Here is a 22,709-nt window from a genome sequence, read left to right on the forward strand (position 1 = left end):
AACGCCTCTCAAGCTGACACAACTTGAGAGGCGTTCTCTTACACTATTCACCGGAACTTCATGTTATTCACGCGACCGAATGAAAACCAGCATCGGCATCATGATCACGAACATCACTCCCACAAGCTGGAAGGTGTGCACAAACGCGACCATTTGCGATTGCTGCTGCAACATCTGTTGGTATTGGTCTAACGCAACCGGGTCGGTAATAGAAAGCCCCTGATTGGCCGCCCAGTCATGCAAGTTAGGATTATAAGGATTAATACCCTCTCCCAGCGCATGCCATTGCTGCTGACTATCACGATATTGGAACGTGGTGGCGATAGAAATACCAAACGAGCTACCAATGGTACGGAACAGATTGTAAATACTCGCCGCCGCAACAGATTGCTCTTTCGGAATCGTTAAATACGCCAAGGTGGATAGCGTCGAGAAGGTTAAACCAAGCCCCATCCCCTGAATCATACTCGGCATCACAATCCAAAATGTATCGATCTGCAGTGAGTACTGCGTCATCAAATAGCTACCAATCCCGATGCAGCTCAAGCCAAAGACTATTTTGATTCTGGGATCGAATTGCGGATTGAGCTTAATCACCAAAATCAACATCGCCGCTGACGCCAACCCACGCGGTGCCATTAATAAACCAGTGGTTGAGACCGGATAATCCAGCAAGCTTTCCAACAGCATTGGTTGTTGAGTCGTCAGGCCAAACATCGCCATCGACACCACGGCAATCATCAATGACGAGACCATAAGGTTTCGGTCTTTCAGCAGCCACAATGGCGCTATTGGACTTTTGGTTTTCCAACTGCGATAGATCCACATCACCAATCCCATGACTGCGAGCAATATCGCCGTCTGAATCATGCGTGAGTCGAGCCAGTCTTCTTCATTCCCTTTATCCAACACAAACTGCAACGCGCCCACACCTAACGCCATGTAACCGATGATCCACCAGTCAAAGTTAGGTTTGGATTTGTTGTCGATGTGGATATAGCGATAAATCAAAGAGGTACAGATCAAACCGAATGGCAAGTTGATGTAAAAAATCCAGCGCCAGTTAATGTTGTCGGTGATCACACCACCCACAACTGGGCCCAAAATAGGACCAAGCAAAATGCCGATGGAGAAAATCGCCATCGCTTTGCCTTTTTGCTCATACGGATAAATCTGCACTAACGTCGACTGCGCCAATGGAATCACCGACGCGCCGAAAGCGCCTTGGATAATGCGAAATAGCACCATCTCTTCAAGAGACTGTGCTTGCCCACAAAGCGCACTGGCAATCACAAAACCGATCACAGCAACCAACATGACTTTGCGTTCACCAAAACGCGACACCCAGAAACTGGTCATCGGAATGAAGATCGCTTCCGCCATGCTGTAACCCGTCAACACCCACGTAATTTGGTCTGCCGTTGCGCCCAACGCGCCCATCATGTGCGATAGCGACACGTTCGCAACGGTCATATCGATTAACACCATGATGGCAGAAAGCATCACGGCGACGGTGGCAATCCCCCGTTTGTCTGCCGTAATTTGATGGCTCATTGCACGCTACTTTGCAAATCAATGGTGACTTCTGAGCTCGCACCCACGCGAAGTTGCGGCGCATCGGCCGGTACTTCTAATGCCAAACGTACAGGGAAACGCTGTTTGATTTTAACCCAGTTACCCGTTGCGTTTTCTGGTGGCATCAAGGAGAACGATGTACCACTCGCAGGCGATAGTTGTTCTACCGTTGCTTTCCACACCACGTCTGGGTACATATCAATCACCACATCCGCATGCATGCCAGGTTTAATATGAGTAAGATCGGTTTCTTTAAAGTTCGCGCGTACCCAATAGCTGTCTTTTAAAATCACAGGGAACAACGTTTGACCCACGCTAACGACCGAGCCTACGTGCGTATTGATTTCACCGGCAATGCCATCCACTGGTGACGTAATGTCGGTGTAGCTCAAGTTCAGCTCCGCTTGCGCTAACTGTGCTGCCGCTTGTTGAACGACCGCAGCCTCTACGCCTTCTTCACCACGGTTCGCAATGGCTTTTTCTACCGTTGCGCGCGCTTGCTCCAGGCTCGCTTGGGCATTGGCGAGTTTGTTTTTTGCCGTATCTAAATCTTGGTCCGACGCCAGTTTGCGTTTCACTAGGGAATCCGTACGTTTGTACTCTACTTGCGCTTCTGTCAGGTTAGAGCGCGCCGCATCTAAGCCCGCAACAGCTTCAGTTACCTGCTTATCGGCAACGTCATGTTGCTGGACCGCCAATTGGTATGCCGCTTTTGCTTGCTTCACGGCCAACAAATATGGGCGTGAATCTATCTTTAGCAGTAGGTCACCTTTATTAACAGATTGGAAATCTTTAACATCCACAGAAACCACTTGGCCTTTTACCTGAGGCGCTACCGACAAAATTTTTGCCCTAACGTAGGCATCTTCCGTGCTTGGGTGACTGTCTGAATACTGCCAAGACCAATACATCGCACCAAATGCGATAACACAGAGAGTAAAGAAAAGAGTTTTTACCAGCTTAGATCTGGAGGAAGAATGCTTTGCGATGTCGTCGCTCATTTATATTGTCCACTTGTTCAATTATGTGATCAGTGTAGGACTTTTCGATCTTCCGACAATAAAATGATCTGCAAGGTAAAGATCCAATTTTGCATGTTGCTAAGTGGAGTAAATGATGTGCAATCAAAACGAGGATAAAAAAGAGGGGCAGTCCCCGTAACCGCCCCCAAAGTCATGCCAATAATAGTAATGTGCGTGTAACTACTGGTTTTTCTTAGAACTTGTAACCGCCGCTGATCATAAATACCCAAGGGTTAATTTTGACGTCGGTTTTTTGCTTCACTCCACCTGCTTTATAAGTTGCTTCTGTCTCAATGTTTGCGTACCACGCAGCGGCGTTGAGGAACCATTGATCGTTGATCATGTAATCCACACCAATATTCGCTGCTAGACCGAATGAATCATCCAACTTAAGATCTGAAAGACCAGCGCCTTTACCCGTGCTATTGAAGCCCTCATCAAAGAACATGGTGTAGTTGAGACCTGCACCCACGTATGGACGGAACTTACTTTGTGGCTCGCCAAAGTAGTACTGCACCATAAGCGTTGGTGGAAGGTGTTTGGTGTCCGCGATATCACCAAGACCTAACAAGTCTGTTGAAATATCGTGGCTGAATGGTGTTGCTGCTAGAAGCTCTAAACTGATGTTGTCTGTAAACATGTAGCCAAACGTCAAACCAAGCTGCGTATTTGAGTCAACTTCTAACTCTTCTTGAGAACCAAGAATCTTATCACTGCTGTCATTTGGAACGACAGACGCCGCACCAACACGAAGAACGAAGTCACCTTGTTTATGAGCGAAAACACTTGGTGACACGAGTGCAGCAACCACTGCTAGACTGCAGATTGTTTTTTTCATTTTTATTTCCTTTCGTAGGGCTTCGTTATGTCGTACCCAAAGGGGTGCCTGCTAACTGATCTGAGATTTCAAGTAAACTCAGCGCCTTGAAGCACACGGGTATCTATATCTTTTTGAGCTGTGCGCAATCTAGCACATAGAAACCCTACTATTTTGATGGAAATCAATTTGTGAAAAATATAGGTTTTTTGTATGGAGAAACGCCATATTGATCAACAAATTATGCAAATAGGATACAATTCTGTAATGCAAACTGTGCGTGTGAGTTGCCATGCATACCCATAAATGCGAATCCTCTCGTTAAGGCTCGTAGCCAGCAAAAACTTTTTTCGCCCTCTACGTCTTCTATTTTCAAAAAACAACCCACTTAAAAAGCTCGTTTGACCCCTTAAAATCGCGATTTGAGGGGTTTGTAAAACACTGAAATACAAGAAGTTATTTTTCTGGAAAATCAGTCACTTGGAGTGCTAGTCTGCTCGCAACTAAGGAGAAGACATGTTAAAAACCGATCTCATTTTTGAACGAGAAAACTTTTCTCATCACGATTTTCAGAATGCTACCTTTAAAAACTGCCACTTTTATATGTGCTGTTTCGACCATGCCGATCTGCGCGATGCTAAGTTCATCGACTGTCGCTTTATCGAATCCAAAGCGCTAGAAGGGTGTAGTTTTCGCTTCGCGAACTTAAAAGACGCTAGCTTTACGAACTGCATGTTGGCGATGAGCCTGTTTAACGGCGCAAATTGTATGGGCTTGGAGCTACGTAAGTGCGATCTCAAAGGGGCAAACTTCCAAGGTGCGAACTTTGCTAATCGCGTCAGTAACACCATGTTTTTCTGTTCTGCTTTTATTACTGGCTGCAACCTCACCTACTGTAACTTCGAGCGAGTGTTACTAGAAAAATGTGACCTCTTTGAAAACCGTTGGAACGGTGCGAACCTCGCAGGGGCAACTCTCAAAGGCTCGGATTTATCTCGCTGCGAATTCTCGCCAGAACAATGGGGAACCTTTAACGTTGAGCAGTGTGATCTGACTCATGTCGAACTAGACGGGCTGGATGTTCGCCGCGTTTCTCTGTTTGGTGTTAAAATTTGTGATTGGCAACAAGAGCAATTGCTTGCGCCTTTTGGACTGATCATTCTCTAAGGAAAGGCCATGAACCTGTTTAAAGACTTACCGAATAACCTCGACGAGGAAGTGTTCGAAGACCTGCTGACCCACAAAAACCTGCGTATAGAACGCATTCTCTCAACGGGGCAAACCTCTCCCGAAAGTGGCTGGTACGATCAAGAAGAACATGAATGGGTCTTGGTTCTTAAAGGAGCAGGTGAGCTGACTTTTGAATCAGGTGTCGTGCAACGACTTGAGACAGGCGATCACGTTACGATTCCAGCTCATACCAAACACAAAGTGAGCTGGACTGACCCAACGCAAGAAACCATCTGGTTGGCGGTGTTTTATCAATAAACACAAAACGATCTTAAACCAAAAAATAGGCGCTGAGTTTGCTCGATACTACTAAGCCGTCACTGGCACTGTTTGATTTTGATGGCACCATCACCCGAGAGGATATGTTTAGCCTTTTCCTCCACTATTCTGCTTATGGCCTGCGCAAACGAGTGGGAAAGGTCGCTATCATGCCATTTTATGCGCTGTACAAACTCGGAGTGTTACCCGCTCGTGTTATGCGTCCTCTCAGCAGTTTTATTGCATTTTCAGGGAAAGAAACGCAGAAAATTGAAGCGATTGGCGCTCAGTTTGCCCACGAAGTGATCCCGCTGTACTTACGGCCAGAAGCGATGGAAAGGTTGGCGTGGCATCAGCACAGAGGCGATACCATTGTGGTGGTGTCGGCATCACTCAATGCGTATCTCAAGCCTTGGTGTGAAGCGAACGGTTACCACTTGCTGTGCAGTGAACTGATCTCAGAACAGCCAAAACTGAGTGGCTTTTACCAGCAAGGTGATTGCAGTTTAGAAAAAAAAGTCTCGCGCGTTAGGGCCACGTTTTCGCTCGACGAATTTGCGTCTGTTTATGCCTACGGTGATACGCACGAAGACATTCCGATGCTCAAACTGGCAGACTACGCGATGCTCAACTGGAACGAGTGGAGAGCAAGCGAATAACGATATGTGCTCTGATTTTCAAGACAACCACTCGACCAAAGTGGTCGTTTTAGACTGAAAAAACAAACCCTTCTCACATGAGAAGGGTTTTATTGTTCAGAGCCAGAATAAATGGCTTAACGCCATACACCCCATTGACCCGTTGTGCCAGGTTCCTCACCAGACGTCCACCACTGGGCAGTCCATTCTTTGCCGTTGTGCGTCACCACATCACCTTGGTTGTAAACGGCTGTCTTGTCCCACAAATTGGTTGGTTCAACTGGTGGCGTGACATCCGCTTTGAGCAGTGACAACGCATAACTGAAGTCTGCACTTGGCGCTAATACTTGATTCGCATTCACGTTGTTACTGTCGAACATGTAGTGATTCATCTCTTGATGCCAAATACCCACATACCAATCGCCCGTTTGCTGCGCGTTAAATTGATCAGCAATTTCTGCCGCCCAAGTCGTCGTATTGTTTGCGCTGATTGGCAGTGAAATATCGACAATTTCATTGCCTGTCGCATTAAACGTACGGAAACGAATGGTGTCACCCGCTTCTACTGGTCCGAAACCTTGCTGAACAAAGTAGCCTAGAGATGTCAGATTATTGCCCGGTTCGGTTGGATCAACGGGGTCAGTCGGCGGCGTCGTACCTGTTCCGTTTAACGTAATGTCACTACAGTTGTAGAAACCTTCACCAGCCACATCAATGCGCTGCCAACGAGTATAAAGCACTGCATCGCCGGAACGATCAGCAGGGAAAGTCACCTGAATACGGTAGCGTTTTTCCGCATCAACATACACGTCACCTGCGGTGTCGATCAGCTCTAAATCACTCCAAGTAAGCGGTTTTGAATCATCATAAGTCGGCTTGGTGAGATAGAATTCCCAGTACGATGGGTTGTGCGGCGCCTTGCCGTAAAACACCAATTCAATCTGGTTGTTTGCATCTGGCGTAACATTGGTGCGCTGCCAGTTTGGAGAAGGAATGTTCAAACCTTTCTTAGCGGCATCGCCGGCAGAACACAGTTCGCCGTCACGGACTACGGCTTTAACATGCTCCATATCTCGGTAATTTGGTACGTTTGCTGCAATTTCACTGCGTTGCACAAACGGGTAAGCACCAGATTCTTCAAAAGCCGCTTTACACGCTTGGTTGGGGATCTCATTGGTCCAAAAACCACCGTCTAAATAACACGTATTCTGACGAGCACTTGGAAATTCTACCCAGCCGTGGGCGTTGACGTTAAATGAGCTCAATGCGGCAACAGCGCTTAAGCTCAAAAGAGGAAGTGTTACATGTGATTTCATCGTTCATCCTTAAATTTGCTGACTCGCCGCTCATGAACACAAGCGGTTTAAGCAAAACTAGCAGGATGAGATTATTTCGAAGGTGAGAATAAAGGTGGAAATTGTAAGAGTGCCATCTGCTTTCCAGCATTTGTTTTGTACTTATCTCATACTCGACTGACTCTTTCGAGTCACTTCAAATTCATGTGCCACAAAAACTGTCACTCTCGTTTGGCTATCGCTCGTCTTTTGGTGTGTCCATCACCACCATCGTTGTGATCGACTTGACGTGTTCGCACTCACCCAACACATCAGCATGGAACGCTTTATAAGCGGCGAGATCTTGCGTCTCTACGCGTATGAGATATTCGTTAGATCCCGTAATGTTGTGACATTCCACCACCTCGTTTACAAAACGCACATGCTCTTCGAAACCCAGCTGCGCCTGCTTAGAGTGCGAGGCCAAACCAATCGACACATAAGCGACAAAACCCACGCCAAGTTGCTGATTATCCAGTACTGCTCGGTAGCCTTTGATCACGCCTTTACGCTCTAAATCTTGCACTCGGCGTAAGGTTGCAGATGGAGATAAACCAACGCGTTCCGACAGCTCTACATTGGAGATTCTTCCATCTCGTTTGAGCACTTGCAATATTCTTTCGTCAAATCTATCCATGATGATGTTTTATTGCTTATTTAGTTTCTAATCATCAAATAAAAGCACAATATTGACCTCAGTTCTACTTATAGTTGTTCTCAACTTATCGAGAACTGATTCAAGGAACAATCTATGGAATATCATCAACTGGGTGCTTTGGCGTTGTTCGCTTTTGTCTCCACTTTTACGCCGGGTCCCAATAACATTATGTTGATGACCTCAGGGGCAAATGTCGGCTTTAAACGCACTATCCCACACATGTTGGGCATTACCTTCGGCTTTGGTGCCATGCTAATTTTGGTGGGTATTGGCTTGATGAGCCTGTTCCATGCCTACCCGCTAACCCACTCCATTTTGAAAGTATTGAGCTTGAGTTATTTGCTGTACTTGACGTACAAAATCGCCACCAGCGACAAAACCGAAGCAAAACACGATTTTCGCCCAATGTCTTTTTTAGGGGCTGTCGCATTCCAATGGGTGAACCCGAAGGGTTGGTCGATGGCGTTGACGGCCATTACGGTATACAGCAGTGGCGGTGCATGGCTCGAACTGACTTTTATCGCCGGTATCTTCTGTTTAGCTAACTTGCCATCGGTGACATTTTGGACGGCGGCAGGTATGCAATTGCAGCGTTGGTTGACCACCGATAAACGCGTTAAGGGGTTCAACTACAGTATGGCTGCGCTGTTGCTTTTGTCTACGATTCCAATGATATAAGTCCATTTATGGTTAAAAAACGACTCACTTTACGTGGTTAGAGAAAGGATAGAGGTAATATTTTTCTTGAGGCTTTGGCGTTAATTCACAGTGTAAATTTGTTTAAAGACGCTACCCTCTTGTTAGGGAACTTGATAATCTTTAAATGAGAAAGAGAATAATTATCGAGTAAAGTAACAATGAAAAAGAAGCCTCAACCTAAAACGCTTGTTGTCACAGACACAGAAACCATCACTCCAAACATGCAGCGCATTACCTTGCAAGGTGAGGCGCTGAGCCACTTTCCTCGTGACTGCGAAGGCAGTTACATCAAATTACTGTTTAACGATATGGGCGGCGCGGATCTGAGCATCCTGTCAGAAGACGACCGACCAATCATGCGCACCTACACTATTCGACGCTTTCATCCAGAAACCAGTTCAATCGAAGTGGATTTCGTCCGACACGTAACGCAAGATCTGCAATGCGGATTTGCAGCGCGTTGGGCAATGGCCGCGCAAAAAGGCGACACGATCAGCATTGTTGGGCCAGGTAGCATCTCCAACTTAAATACGGAGGCGGATTGGTTCTTCATGGCTGCCGATATGACGGCACTTCCAGCGCTTTCTGCGAAAATTCGTACGCTGCCAGAAGAGACCAAAGGCTACGCTGTGATCAGCGTGATGTCTCCAGACGACATCCAACCCCTACACGCGCCAGCAGGCATGGAGTTGATTTGGCTAACTGAACAGCAAACCTTGGCTGATAGCGTTCGCGAACTGGAATGGTTAGATGGTAACGCTTCGGTATGGTGTGCGTGTGAGTTCGATTCAATGCGTGCGCTGCGCCAATATTTCCGCAACGAAAAAGAAGTCGATCGCGAGAATATCTACATCAGCAGCTATTGGAAGCAAGGCGTATCTGAAGATGGGCACAAAGTGATTAAACGTGAAGACGCGGAATCCAACCAATAGTGATTCATGTCTTTTCGATTCCAGCTCTCATCCTAATAAAAACGCCCGGCATCACCGGGCGTTTTAGCAACTTCAGTTGTATTAAAGTTCATGAAAACTCTAATCCGCTAGTTCCTGCGCTAAAAAGTCGATCAACAACCTCACTTTGGGCGATAAATTTCGGCTTTGTGGATACAGTGCCCAAATGCCTTCACGGTCGTCTCGGTAATCGGTCAGCACCTCGACTAGCTCACCGTTATCTAGAGCTTCTTGAACGTAATAGTCCGGCAACTGCACTAAACCCAAACCACGTTTGGCGGCGCCCATTAGCGCAAAACCACTATTGCATTTAATTCTCCCCGATACGCGCAAAGACTTATCACGTTTATTTTCCTTAAAATGCCAATAATCGACCGAACCAACTAGGCACTGATGTCGAGCCAGTTCGGATAATGTGTGAGGCTCGCCAAATCGCTCCAAATACATAGGGCTAGCACACACGTAATTTTGACGCGACGAAAGACGCTTTGCGATCATGCTGGAATCTTGCAGGCGGCCAAGACGAATCGCCACGTCTACCCCTTGCTCTATCAAATCCAGTTTTTGATTGGTCAGAACTAAATCGAGATCCACACGCGGGTACTTCTCCAAAAACTGATGCAAGAGCGGTGCGAGGTTCATTTCCCCATAGGTCACAGGCGCTGTCACACGCAGCAAACCTCGCGGTTCGGTTTGCATTTGCGTTACAGCAAGCTCAGCTAGTTCTAGCCCTTCGACCAAGTGTTTGCACTGCTGATAATAAAGCTGTCCAGCTTCAGACAGAGAAACTTTTCGCGTCGTGCGATGCAGTAACTTAACCGCAAGACGCTCTTCAAGTGCCGATACGCGGCGACTGATTTGTGCCACTGACGTTTTCAGTTTAGCCGCGGCAGCTGTAAAGCTGTTAGTTTCCGCTACGGCAACAAACTCGCTGACTCCTTCCCAATTCGCCATGCTGTATTCCTGTCGACCTCTTCTAGACAAATAGTGATTACATTGTTCTCGTCGCGCTACGCTTTGAAAACTGGAAAACTTTACGCGTCAGGTAACGGACGAAGATCGTCGTATTGCGCATCAAGCTCAATGCCAAAATATTCTTTCAACGCATCCAGGTAGGTTTGACCTGGCTCTAGCTCTATTTCTGTTAGCTCTTCATGATTGGTGCATCTGAGTGTGTAGTTAAACAGCGTCACCAACCCACTTTCTGTCGCTCTAGCAGCGACTCTTGCGCTAGTAAAACGTGAATTAGGCGAAGTCGAGGTAAAGAAGTTGCTACATGCAATGTCACCAGCAAACACAAACTCTAGGTCAAAGCTGTATAGATTGTTCCACGTGTCCGTTCCATCGGTTGAAAGCACTTGGAGGAAATAACCAAACTGAGCATCTTTGACAAAACGGAAGGTTTGTAAATCCGTCTGAATCACTTGGTCAAGGATAAATGGCAATGGCGCTCGAGGAGTATTGGAGCCAAAACCTACATCGACAATCCATGTTTGTTCCTCTAACGTCACTAACGTGATTTGATGACTACGACCTGTTGGTGTACCAGACACATGTACACGCCCTAGCAAACTTCGCGCTTCAAACCCAAGAGTGTTGAGCACATCAAGCATTAAACCATTTAATTCAAAGCAGTAACCACCGCGAGAGTGGTACACGGTTTTTTGAATAATATCTTCAATCTCAACAGAGACGCCTCGCTGCAATGCGATGTCAAAATTCTCAAACGGCAGGCAACGATGCTGCGCCACGTGAATTCTGTGCAATGACTCCAAATCGGCGGGCAATTCACTAGGCAAGCCTAGCTTGGTTAAATAGGCACTCAGATCCGTCTTATTCATAATCACTCTTACTTAGCTGATGGTTTGACAGTTTTCTACTTTAGCCCCTCTATCTAACTTCAGGTCAATCACCTTTTCCATTTCCCTTCCGCTTTAAGGAGGCATCGCACTCTTTTTACACGCTCACCTTATCATTATTACGCATATGTAAAAATCATTTTCAAAATGGACGGATTATCATTTTTACTGAAACACCTAAAATGAGCACCAACAAAACGACGAAGCGCGGTAAGCAAACCTTAACTACGCTTATTACGTCACTCCATATACTGAAAATATAAAGGAAACATCCAATGTCGCTTGAAATCAAACCTGGTCAAACTCACATAAAATCAAAAGCAATGGTCGCTTGGGCTGCAGGTGAGCCGCTTAAAATGGAAGAAGTGGATGTACAACTTCCAAAAGCCGGCGAAGTGCTAGTACGCATCGTAGCAACTGGTGTTTGTCACACTGACGCATTCACACTATCAGGTGACGATCCAGAAGGTATCTTCCCTTCAATCCTTGGTCACGAAGGTGGCGGCATCGTTGAAATGGTTGGCGAAGGCGTAACAAGCGTTGAAGTTGGCGACCACGTTATCCCACTTTACACTGCTGAATGTGGTGAGTGTAAGTTCTGTAAATCTGGCAAAACGAACCTATGTCAGGCCGTTCGTGAAACGCAAGGTAAAGGCCTAATGCCAGATGGCACAAGCCGATTCTCTATCAACGGCGAAACTATCTTCCACTACATGGGTTGTTCTACTTTCTCTGAGTACACGGTTCTTCCAGAAATCTCACTAGCGAAAGTAAACAAAGAAGCACCACTTGAAGAAGTTTGTCTTCTAGGTTGTGGCGTAACCACTGGTATGGGTGCGGTATTAAACACAGCTAAAGTTGAAAAAGGCGACACAGTGGCAATCTTTGGTCTCGGCGGTATCGGTCTTTCTGCAATCATCGGTGCTCGCATGGCTGGTGCCAGCCGCATCATCGGTGTAGACATCAACGAAAGCAAATTCGACCTAGCGAAACAACTTGGTGCAACTGATTGCATCAACCCACAAAAATTCGACAAGCCAATTCAAGAAGTGATTGTTGAAATGACAGACGGTGGTGTTGACTACTCATTCGAATGTATCGGTAACGTAAACGTGATGCGCCAAGCACTTGAGTGCTGTCACAAAGGTTGGGGTGAGTCAGTCATCATTGGTGTTGCTGGTGCAGGTCAAGAGATCTCAACTCGTCCATTCCAACTGGTAACTGGTCGTGTATGGCGTGGCAGCGCTTTCGGTGGCGTTAAAGGTCGCTCTGAGCTTCCAGAAATCGTAAACCGTTACATGGCTGGTGAATTCGGCTTACAGGAGTTCATTACCCACACAATGGGATTAGCAGACGTCAACAAAGCGTTTGATCTGATGCATGAAGGTAAGAGCATCCGAACAGTTATCCATATGGATCAATAATGCTGCCTCAGGCTCTCCTTTTGGGGAGCCTGAATTCCTTCTGCTAATTAGAGAGTTTATTCATGACCATTGAAAATGTAAGCCAAGCCAAAGTGTTTGGCGGTTGGCACAAGCAATATACACACGAATCCAATGCCCTAAACTGCACCATGCGCTTCGCAATATTCTTGCCACCTAACGCAACGAAATCAAATCCCGTACCCGCGCTATACTGGCTCTCTGGTTTAACGTGTACCGATGAGAACTTTATGCAGAAAGCGGGCGCATTTCGTATGGCAGCCGAGCTTGGCATTGCGATCATTGCACCAGACACAAGTCCGAGAGGCGAAGGTATCGCTGACGACGAAAGCTATGACCTAGGAAAAGGAGCTGGCTTTTACCTTAATGCGACGCAAGCACCTTGGTCACTGCATTACTGTATGTACGACTATGTGACTGAGGAGTTGCCTGCGATCATCGAAAGTAACTTCCCAGTCTCTGACGTGAAGTCAATTTCCGGTCACAGTATGGGCGGCCACGGAGCGCTCACCATTGGTCTGAAAAATTCAGAACAGTACCGTTCTATTTCAGCGTTCAGTCCAATCAGTAACCCAATGCAATGCCCTTGGGGACAAAAAGCCTTTACTGCTTACTTAGGCAAGGAGCTTGAAAGCTGGAAGCAATACGATGCAAGTGAACTTCTAAAACAACAACAATCACCATTACCAATTTTGATTGATCAAGGTGATGCTGATGGCTTCTTAAATGAGCAGCTTAGACCGGAAGCGCTGATTGCTGCGGCAAAAATACACGATTCAAACCTAACCTTGAGAATGCAACCAGGCTATGACCATAGCTATTACTTCATCTCAAGCTTTATTGAAGAGCACCTCAACTTCCATGCAAAATATTTGTTTGCATAGTTAATTTAAGTAAGCTCATGAAATAAAAAATAAAGTCACCAAAACCAGGTGACTTTATTTTCTTTACGTACTAACAAATACATATCTGAATATCGATGATTTAAATATGTAAAATAATGTAACTTAAGAACAAATTCGACGTCCATTTCTCGCCTTATTAAATTCTCATTTCCGACACAGCATCTTTATTAAAAATGAAACAAAGTTGCACTAAAAACCAATTAAATACCGCGAAATCATTACGAAACTCTACCATCATCCCAATACTCTGAGCTTTTAATTAAGAAGCAACTTAATAACCTTGACGTGACGTAAACCGACAGTTATTTTTGAAACATAACGTATTATAAAATCTCATCCGGTTGGCTCTATAATTATAAATCAATTACCGCTAGCACCTTTGTCCTAGCTAAGAAAAAAGAATAAAACTCAAAAGGGCATATGATGAAAAAGATAGTCGCGCTAGGTCTGTTTTTTGTTGCGCCATTCTTGTCTGCAAATACGATCGTATTTAGTAGTAGCCAGCAGCCTAGTGTCATACTGGAACTGGAAGAGATCCAAGCTTTACCTACCACTAGCTACACGATGACATTGCCTTGGCTTCCTGCCTCGTCAGAGTTTTTAGGCGTTAAACTCAGCACGCTTCTTACACACGTCTACGGAAATGTACCAGAGCAGGTTGATATCAGCAGCTTAAACGACTATCACTCGACATTGTCCCGACAAGATATTCTTCGATATCAACCAATACTGGCTTATCAACAAGATCAGAATTACATAAAAGTCAGGAATAAAGGCCCTTTCTGGGTGATATATCCACTCAATCTCTATCCAGAGCTAAACTACAATAAATATCATGCGCAAATGGTATGGCAAGTAAATGAAATAAAAGAAAAATAATAAGAATGAAGTTATCAGAACCCTATTCTAAGAAACAAAGAATATTGCAATATTCTACCACCAGCAAAATGCTGCTGGTGGTGTTTGCCGTTTCTTTGCTTCTCGCGAATGTCGTGCTTTTACAGCAAACACGTTCACTCTCACAAAATTTTAATAACGAACAAAAACAAGCGACTTGGTTTTTATTCCAACTCTCCAAAGAACTATCAGAACTTGTCGGCGAGGCCAGACGGTTAGATGAAAACGTATTGAATATTGATGGTGCAGAGCTTCAATACGAGTTAGCGTGGAGTCGCTTTGACTTATTGACCAGTAGCACGAAAGCCAATAAGTTCTTTTCTCGGAACAACATGCACCTTTACTTCATTAATCTTTTTGAAGAGTTCAAAGAGCTAGAAAAACAACTAGTAGAAGCTAGAACAGGTGACAGCCAAGCTGCTGCTGCATTTTATCGTTCAACTCAAACACTATATTTAGGCTTAATAGACTTCGTTAATCAAAACTTCCGCCTAAGCAGTAAAGCTTATGAAGCACAAAAAGGTCAAACCCAGCGCTTAATGCAAGCACAATATATGTTGTTTGCGACGTTCGTTTTGTCGATTATCTCTCTAACTTATTTCTTTTATCGTGAATCCCATTTTCATAGAAAATTGGCGCTAAGTGACCCTTTGACGAACCTAGGGAACCGCAATGCACTATTCATAACCCTAAACAAATTTACTCAAGAAAAAAGGCCCTTTTCTCTCTGGATTCTAGATTTAAATGGTTTTAAAGAAGTCAACGACACACACGGACACCAAGTTGGCGACACTGTACTGCGGGAAATCGCTAGGCGGCTTAATTCTATGGCACTCAATGATTTTACTGTTTATCGCATGGGAGGAGATGAGTTCGCGGTTATCCTTGAAGGTGAACATCTCAATGAAGAGAACGTACGTGAGCAGATAAATACCGTCTTTGATGCACAAATATTAAACTCCGATAAAGTCTCAACACTTTCAACAAGCATGGGCTTAGCGCAATACCCTAAAGACAGTGACAATGTTGACTTTCTTATCAGCATAGCGGATAAGCGCATGTACAAAATGAAATTTCAACGTTAAACGGTATATATGATGAGAAAGTTCATGCAAGTACTGCTTCTACTGGCAGTCATTGCGGCAGGTGTGTTGGCTTGGGTATTTATTCCATCGCACGAAACCATCGGGCAAAAAACGCTTGAGCAGGCACTCAACGACGACTACAGCCTCGTTGGACATCGAATCTACTCAACCGATCCGGATGCTGGCAACCGATTCGGCTACTTCGTATTGGCAACGGGCCAGAGCATTGAAGAGCAAGAGCCGTTTTTGGTCACTTCGGATCAGTTTATTCGCATGGAGAAAACGGGTGATAATACCTTGTCTGTGACCGTCAATGGCCGTATTTACCATTATCATAACGACTTGTGGGTGCCAAAATCAGACGGGAAATTGCAACACTTTTTAGTCAGTGCAACCACCAAGTACGTACGCTAAAACGGGAACCTTACTACCCCCTCCCACCACACACACAAAAAAAACAAAGCCCCGCATACACTGCGGGGCTTTTTACGTGAAGAAGAAAATAACATCGAAAGAATGAGCGTTACTTCGCTAATACTTTCTCTTTAATCACTTTGAGTACCCCAGCCTCTTGGTTGCTTGGCGCAGAATAACGAGCAATTTTCTTAATCTCTTCGTGCGCGTTGGCAACCGCGTACGAATGCTCACTGACTTGCAGCATTTCGAGGTCATTGAGGTAGTCACCAAACGTCATAGTTTCTGCCGGAGTAAAATTCATCGTCTCTTGAAGATGCTGAATGGCCGCACCTTTAGAGGCCTCGGCATTCATCACATCCAGCCAGATTTTTGCACTCACCACGACTTTATGCGTTGCGCCAAACTTTGCGTTCATGGTCGGGAACAGGAGCTCTTCCGAACCGTCAAAGTGACAAATTGCTACCTTAATAAACTCGTCTTCGACCTCAAGCAAATCCGGCACATATTCACAGCGGTGGTAGTACTTTTGAAATTCTTCCAGCGATTGCTGATCATGCGTTTCGATGTACGCCGAGCGCTTGCCACACAATACGATGTTCGCTCCGTCAATTTCACGAGCCGCTTTCACAATCTCCAACACTTCCGCTTTAGGAATGGTACAACTGTAGAGCTCTTTGTCTTGGTACATCACCAAGGTGCCGTTTTCAGCCACATACAACAGTCTGTCTTTGATTGGCGCGAACGTGTCTCGCAGGCTGTAATACTGACGACCAGACGCAGCGGAGAACAAAATGCCTTGCTCTTCCAGTTGCAAAAACAGATCGAAAAACTCTGGATCCAAACGACCGTACTGGTCAAGCAATGTGCCATCCATATCGGAAGCAATAAATTTGATGCAAACTTGTGACATTAACTAAAACTCTAAATGACGCTGCGAAAATATATCCATGTAAGGTACAGGATCTTGTATGAATCTCAAGTCGGGATGACGACGCCTTTCGCTATTACCAAGGATGCTGTTTAAAGTAATCTTCACTGTGATCGATGAAAGCTCTCACCGCAGGAGACAAGTGTTTACGTGATGAATACAGCGCGTAAATGTTGAGATCATTTGGCTTCCAATCCGGCAACACCGACTCAAGCTGACCCGATTTGAGATAGATATTGCTCAAGTAAGTTGGCAACATCGAAATACCCATGCCTTGTAAAGCGCCATGCAATAACGCCGTGGCCTCATTGCTGGTTAGGCGACACTCAATTCCCACCGATTCGAACTGGTCGCCCTGAGACAAATGCCATACGTGACGCTCAAAGTTTTTGTATCCCAAACAGTCGTGTGAAGATAAATCTCGCGGATGCGCGATCGCGTGGTGAGTTTGTAAATATTGCGGTGATGCTACCAACACCGATTCGCACACCGCAATCGGCTTACCAATCAAAGAAGGATCGGGATCTGACGCAATTCGGATCGCCAGATCGATACGTTGTTCGGTTAGATCACTCACTGAATCTTGCAGATCTATGTCGATATGCACTTTGGGGTGCTTTTGCATAAAACTGTTTACTACGGGGATCAACTGTGAGAATCCAAATGAAGTACTAGACGCAAGACGGATTTTTCCGGACAGCTCACCATCAGCGGCAATGTTCGACGTTAATGTATCGGCCTGTTTTAACCAGCGCTCAATCTGAGGCAAGCTGCGCTCCCCTGCGGTGGTGAGGGACACCTTGCGCGTGGTGCGGTGTAACAAACGAGTTTGCAGCCAGTTCTCCATAGCCTCTACATAACGAGTCACCATTGGCCGAGACATGTCTAACCGCTCTGCGGTCGCGGTAAAACTGCCAGAATACACCACATCCACAAACACTTTTGCTGCCGTTACTCTATCCATACATTTGCTCGAAATAAGAAATAGTGATGCACATTATTGTGTATTTTTCCGAGCGTATCAATTTCCTAATATAGCTCCCGTTCCCAAGCCATGGTCGCTTGGCCCCAAATTCTTTAGGAGCTTATTATGAAAAAATTCACTTTGATTGCTGCATCCATTTTAATGGCAAGCCCTGTTCTAGCGGCAAACCACTCTCCCCTTACTCTTGAGGTTTACAACGCCGACGGTAACAGCTTCCACGTAAACTCAACCTTGGTATACGGTGAGACTGACGCCATGGTTATCGACACTGGCTTCACCAAAGCTGACGCGATGCGCATTGCCGCTAAAGTGCTGGACTCAGGCAAAACGCTTAAAACCATTTTTATCAGCCAAGCGGACCCAGACTACTACTTTGGCGCAGAGGCCTTACACCAACAGTTCCCTGATGCGCAGATCATCACAACGCCTGCGGTTCAAAAAATTATTAAAGAGAAATTGGCTGGAAAGCTGGCGTACTGGGGACCAAAGCTTGGCGCAAACGCACCGGTAAAACCAGTGATCCCTGTCGCGTACGATAAAGCATCATTGGAGCTAGAAGGTCATAAGATTGAAATTCGTGGTAACCATGGCACATCAGCACACCGCCCTTACCTATGGATTCCAGATAACAAAGCGATTCTAGGTAACGTAGCCGTGTACTCAAACGTACATTTGTGGATGGCAGATGCCGCTGACCAGACCGCCATCAATGCTTGGGAGCAGCAACTTAGCGAGATGCTTGCGCTTAAACCTCAAGTGGTCATTCCTGGTCACATGAAAGCAGGCACAAAGCTGAACGCAGACACCATTCGCTACTCGCAACAATACTTGCAGGATTTTCAGCAAGCGAAAAAACACAGCAATAACAGCGTTCAACTCATTGACACCATGTCTGCGAAATACCCAGAAGCTCAATTGCCAATCGCGCTAGAAATCGGTGCGAAAGTGCATACTGGTGAAATGTCATGGTAACCGTGCATTACTTCTTCGATCCCATGTGTGGTTGGTGCTACGGGGCATCACCACTCATCGAAGCCTTGATGGACACCTCTCAATTTAAGGTAGAGCTTCATCCCGGCGGTATGATTGAGAAACGCGCGATTGAACCTGAATTTCGTCAGCACATCATCAACAGTGACGCTCGTATCGCAACCGAAACCGGAGCAACGTTTGGTGAAGCATATCTACAACGCGTGAAAAGCGAAGATGCGTTTGTTCTTGATTCTTATCTACCCACACAAGCGATCTTGAGTGCGGAGAAAATGGGGCTGAATCCATGGCACATGCTAAAGGCCATCCAATCTGCGCATTATCAGCTCGGGTTAAAAGTGAATGAAGCATCGACGCTCAAAGCCATTGCAGAATCGCTAGGTTTAACAAGTGATGCGTGGGAGCAAAACATGGCGTTAAGCGAAGCCGAACTAGATGAGAGAATTCGCTCTAGCCGACAATTGATGCGACAGTTACACGTTGGTGGTTATCCAACCCTGATTGCAGAAGTAAATGGCGAGTACTTGACCTTGCCGCACTCGACCTACTACGACAAACCGGCACAGTGGAAGCTTGCATTACAAAAACTGCAATAAGCTCTTCCCCACTCGCTCTTGTTCTTAATCCAAGAGCGAGTGCCAACACCGACATGGCAATCCTGACTCAAACAGGTACAATCCTCGCTCGATTTTTTACTCTCGCGGATACCCACCATGCACTCGCCTGAACATTATTTTACTCGTTTTACTGCTGATATTTCTGGCTATGAATCGCCAACGCAGTTTACGTTTCCGTTCTACTACACGCCGCATCCTCTTTGCGTTATGGCCGCAAAGCAATTGCAACAGCACTTATTAGCGCAAACCGACTTCGAACACGATTTTGGTTTGGTTAATGAAGAAACGGGGCGAGGCAAAATGTTTGGCGTATTGCTGGTAGAAAGCCCTCAAGGCGAGCTCGGCTTTTTAAGTGCGTTTTCTGGCAAAATTGCTGACCAAAACTTGATTCCAGGATTTGTCCCTCCTGTGTACGACATGCTGACCGATGAAGGCTTCTTCCGCGCAGAAACGGATGCCATCAACGCCGCCAATACGGAGTACAAAACCTGTGCCGCGAATCCGGAATTGGCGGATCTTAAAGCGCAAATCCAAGCCGACCGCGCCGCTTATCAGCAAGAGGAGCAAACACAGCGCCAAGTGATGATTGACGGCCGCGCCGCACGCAAACGACAGCGTCAACAGGGCGAGCAAACACTCAATGCCGATGACCTCAAAATCTTATTGGATGAGTTGGGTAAGCAAAGTGTCGCCGAGAAAAACGTTCTCAAATACTTAAAGCAAGCGTGGGATGAAAAGCTTGCAATCAAAGAAGCGCGCTTGGCTGAGTTAGAGCAGCAACTTGCTCATCTGAAAGAACAGCGCAAAACGCTCTCCAACGCTTTACAGCACAAACTGCATAAACAGTACCGCTTTCTAAACAGCCATGGCGAAGCACGCGACTTGGTGGACATTTTTGCGGACACCACAAACCCAATACCACCAGCAGGTGCAGGGGAATGTGCTGCGCCAAAACTGCTCCAATACGCGTTTAAATACGGATTCAAACCGCTGGCGCTGGCAGAATTTTGGTGGGGTGTGTCGCCAAAGTCTGAAGTTCGCCAACACAAAAAATTCTACCCATCGTGCAACAGCAAATGTCAGCCGATTTTGGGCCATATGATGCAAGGGCTGGATGTCGAACCTAATCCATTGGCGGAGAATTGGGCAGAAGACAAAGAACTAGAGATAATCTACCAAGACGACGCTATGGTCGTCGTCAACAAGCCCTCGGGCTTACTTTCAGTGCCTGGTAAAACTATCAAGGACTCTGCTTATACGCGCCTACAAGCGATGTACCCTGATGTGGAAGGGCCGTTTGTGATTCATCGTCTCGACATGGCGACCTCTGGCATTTTGGTGTTTGCCTTAACTAAGCGCGCGAACAAAAGTCTGCAAAAACAGTTTATGGCTCGCGGCGTACAAAAACGTTATATGGCACTGCTCGAAGGCGTATTAAACGAGCCTGAAGGGGAAATTTCACTGCCAATGCGTGGTGACCCCGACGACCGCCCACGTCAACTGGTGTGTTTTGAACACGGGAAACATGCAGAAACCTACTGGCAACTGATTGAAGTCAAAGATGGGCGCAGCAAGGTATACATGTATCCGAAAACCGGGCGAACTCACCAACTACGTGTACACAGTGCTCATCACATGGGGTTAAACATGCCGATGGTTGGTGATGGTTTATACGGCGAAAAAGCCAACCGCTTACACCTGCATGCTGAGATGCTAGAGCTGGATCATCCATACAGCAAAGAGCGCATGGTGTTCAAAGCTGAGTGCGAATTCTAACGTCTTCCCGAGTTTAAATAACAAAAAGGCACTGACTATCAGTGCCTTTTTTGGTTTCTAACAACAGAATAAGCGTGATGCGCGATACCGAAAACCGTTAGCTCACCTTAAACTTGGTCCACACCTGAGAGCGCCAACGCCTTGCCATGATGATACCACGCACCCATTCATCGAGTGCGATTGCCATCCAAGCCCCTAAAACGCCATACCCCATGTGAATGCCAAAGATGTAAGAGAAAAGCACACCTAGTCCCCACATACTCAAAATCCCCATTTGCACTGGGAACTTGATGTCACCCGCGCCTTTGAGCCCCGCGATAAAAATCAGGTTAAACACACGTCCGGCCTCGAGCAAAATTGAGCCCATGACTAACGAACCTGCCAATGCGAGTATCTCTGGTTGATCGGTAAATACGCGCAGAATCTCTTCTCTAAACAGGTAAATCAGTGTGGTTGCCGCCGTTGATGCCACAAATCCTACTAAGAAGTAGATTTGTACGCGTTTTAAAATGCTGCTCACCCAACCTTTACCGATGTAGTAACCAGTCTGAATTTGCGCTGCCTGACCAATTGCCAGCGCGAAAGCAAACGAGAAACGGGCAATGTTTTGCGCATAAGTGAAAGCCGCTAACGATGCCGTCCCCATTTGCACCACAAAATACACAATGCAGATTTGCGCCACGTTGTAAGACAGCACTTCACCCGCGTTCATACCGCCGATTTTTAAGATTTTTTTGTAAATCTCTACGGGCACTTGTTTCATGGTCGACATCGGTAGTTCAATGCTGCTGCGAGCGAGAATAAACCATAACATTAACGTACCGATGACTTGGCTGACGACGGTTGCTATTGCTACACCTTGCACACCATACACAGGTAAACCGAATGGCTGGTAAAGCGCAATATAGTTACCAATGATGTTGAACACACCCGAGATCAAATTCACCACCATTGGGGAACGTGAATAACCATGACTACGCAGAATAGTTGTAAAAACAACGCCAATCGTAACGTTAAACGTCATCGCACCGCTTATCAGCAGATATTCATGAGCGTACTGCTCGACTTGCGCTTCCAAGCCGTAATACGGGAGTAGATATATCGCACCAAGCACGGCAATCACACTCAATAGCACACCGACGAGCACAGACAACGCAATACTCGCAACACCAACGCTCACTGACTCTTGCTCGCGTCCAGCGCCATTGTATTGGGCAATCAAAATCCCCGTACCGCTACTGACAAAGGTCGAAACGATGATTAAAAAGAAGGTAATCTGCGTGATCACACCAACAGCGGATACGGCTTTGTCTGAGTAGCCACTCAGCATGAACACGTCACTGGTTCCTAAAGCCGTCCGTAGCAAAATTTCGACAAGAATTGGCCAAGCTAATGCCACGATGGACATTCGTTGGTTGATGTTTTGGCTTTTAGGCATGCTTGTAACCTTTCCTACAACTAAAAACTGCCTCACAATATTTGTGAAGCAGTTTAAAAATAGTGACTCGAACGAAGCTCGATATGAGGTTGTGATTTAGCGCGGATTCTAGTCGCATATTGGTCATAACGACAACAATATTTCGCCCTGTTTCGGAAAAATATTTCTAATGCATTTTCGAAACGACAT

At 46.1% G+C, this 22,709-nt stretch carries 23 protein-coding genes; 13 read left to right on the forward strand and 10 right to left on the reverse strand.

The window, feature by feature from the left end; genetic code table 11:
- Positions 1-63 precede the first annotated feature (63 nt).
- The 3 genes from R7E51_RS06015 to ompW all read right to left on the reverse strand — a co-directional run bounded on the left by R7E51_RS06015 (position 64) and on the right by ompW (position 3,435).
- Positions 64-1,554, reverse strand: a complete 1,491-nt coding sequence (locus R7E51_RS06015) for an MDR family MFS transporter (RefSeq protein ID WP_054576495.1) — start codon at positions 1,552-1,554, stop codon at positions 64-66.
- Entirely contained in the window at positions 1,551-2,576 is a 1,026-nt protein-coding gene (locus tag R7E51_RS06020; RefSeq protein WP_054576496.1) for an HlyD family secretion protein, read from the reverse strand. The genes R7E51_RS06015 and R7E51_RS06020 overlap by 4 nt, the downstream gene beginning before the upstream one ends.
- Positions 2,577-2,790: 214 nt before the next feature.
- Positions 2,791-3,435 (reverse strand): outer membrane protein OmpW, encoded by a 645-nt coding sequence (ompW, locus tag R7E51_RS06025; RefSeq protein WP_054576497.1) that lies wholly within the window; start codon positions 3,433-3,435, stop codon positions 2,791-2,793.
- 495 nt (positions 3,436-3,930) lie between these two features.
- On the opposite strand from ompW, the gene R7E51_RS06030 reads away from it, so the two are divergent.
- The 3 genes from R7E51_RS06030 to R7E51_RS06040 are packed head-to-tail and all read left to right on the forward strand — an operon-like array spanning position 3,931 to position 5,561.
- A complete protein-coding gene (locus R7E51_RS06030; protein WP_005374358.1) occupies positions 3,931-4,581 on the forward strand; it encodes a Qnr family pentapeptide repeat protein in 651 nt (216 codons plus the stop codon).
- A 9-nt stretch (positions 4,582-4,590) separates the two neighbouring features.
- Complete coding sequence (locus tag R7E51_RS06035; protein ID WP_206957594.1) at positions 4,591-4,902, forward strand: cupin domain-containing protein; 312 nt, start codon at positions 4,591-4,593, stop codon at positions 4,900-4,902.
- Positions 4,903-4,940: 38 nt separating this feature from the next.
- Positions 4,941-5,561, forward strand: a complete 621-nt coding sequence (locus R7E51_RS06040; protein WP_031778857.1) for an HAD-IB family hydrolase — start codon at positions 4,941-4,943, stop codon at positions 5,559-5,561.
- 116 nt (positions 5,562-5,677) lie between these two features.
- Here R7E51_RS06040 and R7E51_RS06045 read toward each other — a convergent pair whose 3' ends face one another.
- Together R7E51_RS06045 and R7E51_RS06050 are read right to left on the reverse strand one after the other, a co-directional pair.
- A complete protein-coding gene (locus R7E51_RS06045) occupies positions 5,678-6,856 on the reverse strand; it encodes a lytic polysaccharide monooxygenase (RefSeq protein WP_054578559.1) in 1,179 nt (392 codons plus the stop codon).
- Positions 6,857-7,070: 214 nt separating this feature from the next.
- The gene (locus R7E51_RS06050) at positions 7,071-7,511 is read right to left on the reverse strand and encodes an Lrp/AsnC family transcriptional regulator (RefSeq protein ID WP_005374369.1); all 441 of its coding nucleotides are present in this window, start codon (positions 7,509-7,511) and stop codon (positions 7,071-7,073) included.
- 114 nt (positions 7,512-7,625) lie between these two features.
- Here R7E51_RS06050 and R7E51_RS06055 point away from each other — a divergent pair, with 114 nt between their 5' ends.
- Both R7E51_RS06055 and R7E51_RS06060 read left to right on the forward strand, forming a co-directional pair.
- Positions 7,626-8,210, forward strand: coding sequence for a LysE family translocator (locus tag R7E51_RS06055; RefSeq protein ID WP_054578560.1), 585 nt, complete (start codon positions 7,626-7,628; stop codon positions 8,208-8,210).
- 179 nt (positions 8,211-8,389) lie between these two features.
- The gene (locus R7E51_RS06060) at positions 8,390-9,163 is read left to right on the forward strand and encodes a siderophore-interacting protein (protein ID WP_206957596.1); all 774 of its coding nucleotides are present in this window, start codon (positions 8,390-8,392) and stop codon (positions 9,161-9,163) included.
- A gap of 99 nt (positions 9,164-9,262) precedes the next feature.
- Here the strand turns inward: R7E51_RS06060 and R7E51_RS06065 are convergent, their stop codons facing one another.
- Positions 9,263-10,135, reverse strand: a complete 873-nt coding sequence (locus R7E51_RS06065) for a LysR family transcriptional regulator (protein WP_017633836.1) — start codon at positions 10,133-10,135, stop codon at positions 9,263-9,265.
- A gap of 80 nt (positions 10,136-10,215) precedes the next feature.
- Positions 10,216-11,022: an arylamine N-acetyltransferase family protein gene (locus tag R7E51_RS06070; protein WP_115386898.1), complete on the reverse strand. Its 807-nt coding sequence runs from the start codon at positions 11,020-11,022 to the stop codon at positions 10,216-10,218.
- A 293-nt stretch (positions 11,023-11,315) separates the two neighbouring features.
- Here R7E51_RS06070 and R7E51_RS06075 point away from each other — a divergent pair, with 293 nt between their 5' ends.
- The 5 genes from R7E51_RS06075 (at position 11,316) to R7E51_RS06095 (ending at position 15,783) form a co-directional block, all read left to right on the forward strand.
- Complete coding sequence (locus R7E51_RS06075; RefSeq protein WP_017821027.1) at positions 11,316-12,464, forward strand: S-(hydroxymethyl)glutathione dehydrogenase/class III alcohol dehydrogenase; 1,149 nt, start codon at positions 11,316-11,318, stop codon at positions 12,462-12,464.
- A gap of 62 nt (positions 12,465-12,526) precedes the next feature.
- Positions 12,527-13,366, forward strand: coding sequence for an S-formylglutathione hydrolase (gene fghA / locus R7E51_RS06080; protein WP_064354455.1), 840 nt, complete (start codon positions 12,527-12,529; stop codon positions 13,364-13,366).
- A gap of 444 nt (positions 13,367-13,810) precedes the next feature.
- A complete protein-coding gene (locus tag R7E51_RS06085; RefSeq protein WP_206957597.1) occupies positions 13,811-14,266 on the forward strand; it encodes an oxidoreductase in 456 nt (151 codons plus the stop codon).
- Between the two features lie 5 nt (positions 14,267-14,271).
- A complete protein-coding gene (locus R7E51_RS06090) occupies positions 14,272-15,369 on the forward strand; it encodes a GGDEF domain-containing protein (RefSeq protein WP_005383270.1) in 1,098 nt (365 codons plus the stop codon).
- A gap of 24 nt (positions 15,370-15,393) precedes the next feature.
- Positions 15,394-15,783, forward strand: a complete 390-nt coding sequence (locus R7E51_RS06095) for a hypothetical protein (protein ID WP_242531387.1) — start codon at positions 15,394-15,396, stop codon at positions 15,781-15,783.
- Positions 15,784-15,892: 109 nt separating this feature from the next.
- On the opposite strand, the gene R7E51_RS06100 is transcribed toward R7E51_RS06095, so the two are convergent.
- Both R7E51_RS06100 and R7E51_RS06105 read right to left on the reverse strand, forming a co-directional pair.
- Positions 15,893-16,696 (reverse strand): Cof-type HAD-IIB family hydrolase, encoded by an 804-nt coding sequence (locus tag R7E51_RS06100; protein ID WP_042522338.1) that lies wholly within the window; start codon positions 16,694-16,696, stop codon positions 15,893-15,895.
- Between the two features lie 94 nt (positions 16,697-16,790).
- Positions 16,791-17,678, reverse strand: a complete 888-nt coding sequence (locus R7E51_RS06105; protein ID WP_005383264.1) for a LysR family transcriptional regulator — start codon at positions 17,676-17,678, stop codon at positions 16,791-16,793.
- Positions 17,679-17,804: 126 nt separating this feature from the next.
- Here R7E51_RS06105 and R7E51_RS06110 point away from each other — a divergent pair, with 126 nt between their 5' ends.
- The 3 genes from R7E51_RS06110 (at position 17,805) to R7E51_RS06120 (ending at position 21,082) form a co-directional block, all read left to right on the forward strand.
- A complete protein-coding gene (locus tag R7E51_RS06110; RefSeq protein WP_017633829.1) occupies positions 17,805-18,671 on the forward strand; it encodes an MBL fold metallo-hydrolase in 867 nt (288 codons plus the stop codon).
- Positions 18,665-19,285, forward strand: coding sequence for a DsbA family protein (locus tag R7E51_RS06115; RefSeq protein ID WP_047102496.1), 621 nt, complete (start codon positions 18,665-18,667; stop codon positions 19,283-19,285). The genes R7E51_RS06110 and R7E51_RS06115 overlap by 7 nt, the downstream gene beginning before the upstream one ends.
- 117 nt (positions 19,286-19,402) lie before the next feature.
- Entirely contained in the window at positions 19,403-21,082 is a 1,680-nt protein-coding gene (locus R7E51_RS06120; RefSeq protein WP_137282906.1) for an RluA family pseudouridine synthase, read from the forward strand.
- A gap of 97 nt (positions 21,083-21,179) precedes the next feature.
- On the opposite strand, the gene R7E51_RS06125 is transcribed toward R7E51_RS06120, so the two are convergent.
- On the reverse strand, positions 21,180-22,520 hold the full coding sequence (locus tag R7E51_RS06125) for an MATE family efflux transporter (RefSeq protein WP_064354450.1): 1,341 nt from the start codon (positions 22,518-22,520) through the stop codon (positions 21,180-21,182).
- Positions 22,521-22,709 lie beyond the last annotated feature (189 nt).

The sequence above is a fragment of the Vibrio sp. Vb1166 genome, from assembly GCF_033338695.1.
Lineage (GTDB): Bacteria > Pseudomonadota > Gammaproteobacteria > Enterobacterales > Vibrionaceae > Vibrio > Vibrio alginolyticus.

Excerpts from the sequence above, each read along its gene's own strand:
- R7E51_RS06015 (WP_054576495.1), bottom strand. The coding sequence starts at position 1,554 with ATGAGCCATCAAATTACGGCAGACAAACGGGGGATTGCCACCGTCGCC.
- R7E51_RS06020 (WP_054576496.1), bottom strand. The coding sequence starts at position 2,576 with ATGAGCGACGACATCGCAAAGCATTCTTCCTCCAGATCTAAGCTGGTA.
- ompW (WP_054576497.1), bottom strand. The coding sequence starts at position 3,435 with ATGAAAAAAACAATCTGCAGTCTAGCAGTGGTTGCTGCACTCGTGTCA.
- R7E51_RS06030 (WP_005374358.1), top strand. The coding sequence starts at position 3,931 with ATGTTAAAAACCGATCTCATTTTTGAACGAGAAAACTTTTCTCATCAC.
- R7E51_RS06035 (WP_206957594.1), top strand. The coding sequence starts at position 4,591 with ATGAACCTGTTTAAAGACTTACCGAATAACCTCGACGAGGAAGTGTTC.
- R7E51_RS06045 (WP_054578559.1), bottom strand. The coding sequence starts at position 6,856 with ATGAAATCACATGTAACACTTCCTCTTTTGAGCTTAAGCGCTGTTGCC.
- R7E51_RS06050 (WP_005374369.1), bottom strand. The coding sequence starts at position 7,511 with ATGGATAGATTTGACGAAAGAATATTGCAAGTGCTCAAACGAGATGGA.
- R7E51_RS06055 (WP_054578560.1), top strand. The coding sequence starts at position 7,626 with ATGGAATATCATCAACTGGGTGCTTTGGCGTTGTTCGCTTTTGTCTCC.
- R7E51_RS06060 (WP_206957596.1), top strand. The coding sequence starts at position 8,390 with ATGAAAAAGAAGCCTCAACCTAAAACGCTTGTTGTCACAGACACAGAA.
- R7E51_RS06065 (WP_017633836.1), bottom strand. The coding sequence starts at position 10,135 with ATGGCGAATTGGGAAGGAGTCAGCGAGTTTGTTGCCGTAGCGGAAACT.
- R7E51_RS06070 (WP_115386898.1), bottom strand. The coding sequence starts at position 11,022 with ATGAATAAGACGGATCTGAGTGCCTATTTAACCAAGCTAGGCTTGCCT.
- R7E51_RS06075 (WP_017821027.1), top strand. The coding sequence starts at position 11,316 with ATGTCGCTTGAAATCAAACCTGGTCAAACTCACATAAAATCAAAAGCA.
- fghA (WP_064354455.1), top strand. The coding sequence starts at position 12,527 with ATGACCATTGAAAATGTAAGCCAAGCCAAAGTGTTTGGCGGTTGGCAC.
- R7E51_RS06085 (WP_206957597.1), top strand. The coding sequence starts at position 13,811 with ATGAAAAAGATAGTCGCGCTAGGTCTGTTTTTTGTTGCGCCATTCTTG.
- R7E51_RS06090 (WP_005383270.1), top strand. The coding sequence starts at position 14,272 with ATGAAGTTATCAGAACCCTATTCTAAGAAACAAAGAATATTGCAATAT.
- R7E51_RS06095 (WP_242531387.1), top strand. The coding sequence starts at position 15,394 with ATGCAAGTACTGCTTCTACTGGCAGTCATTGCGGCAGGTGTGTTGGCT.
- R7E51_RS06100 (WP_042522338.1), bottom strand. The coding sequence starts at position 16,696 with ATGTCACAAGTTTGCATCAAATTTATTGCTTCCGATATGGATGGCACA.
- R7E51_RS06105 (WP_005383264.1), bottom strand. The coding sequence starts at position 17,678 with ATGGATAGAGTAACGGCAGCAAAAGTGTTTGTGGATGTGGTGTATTCT.
- R7E51_RS06110 (WP_017633829.1), top strand. The coding sequence starts at position 17,805 with ATGAAAAAATTCACTTTGATTGCTGCATCCATTTTAATGGCAAGCCCT.
- R7E51_RS06115 (WP_047102496.1), top strand. The coding sequence starts at position 18,665 with ATGGTAACCGTGCATTACTTCTTCGATCCCATGTGTGGTTGGTGCTAC.
- R7E51_RS06120 (WP_137282906.1), top strand. The coding sequence starts at position 19,403 with ATGCACTCGCCTGAACATTATTTTACTCGTTTTACTGCTGATATTTCT.
- R7E51_RS06125 (WP_064354450.1), bottom strand. The coding sequence starts at position 22,520 with ATGCCTAAAAGCCAAAACATCAACCAACGAATGTCCATCGTGGCATTA.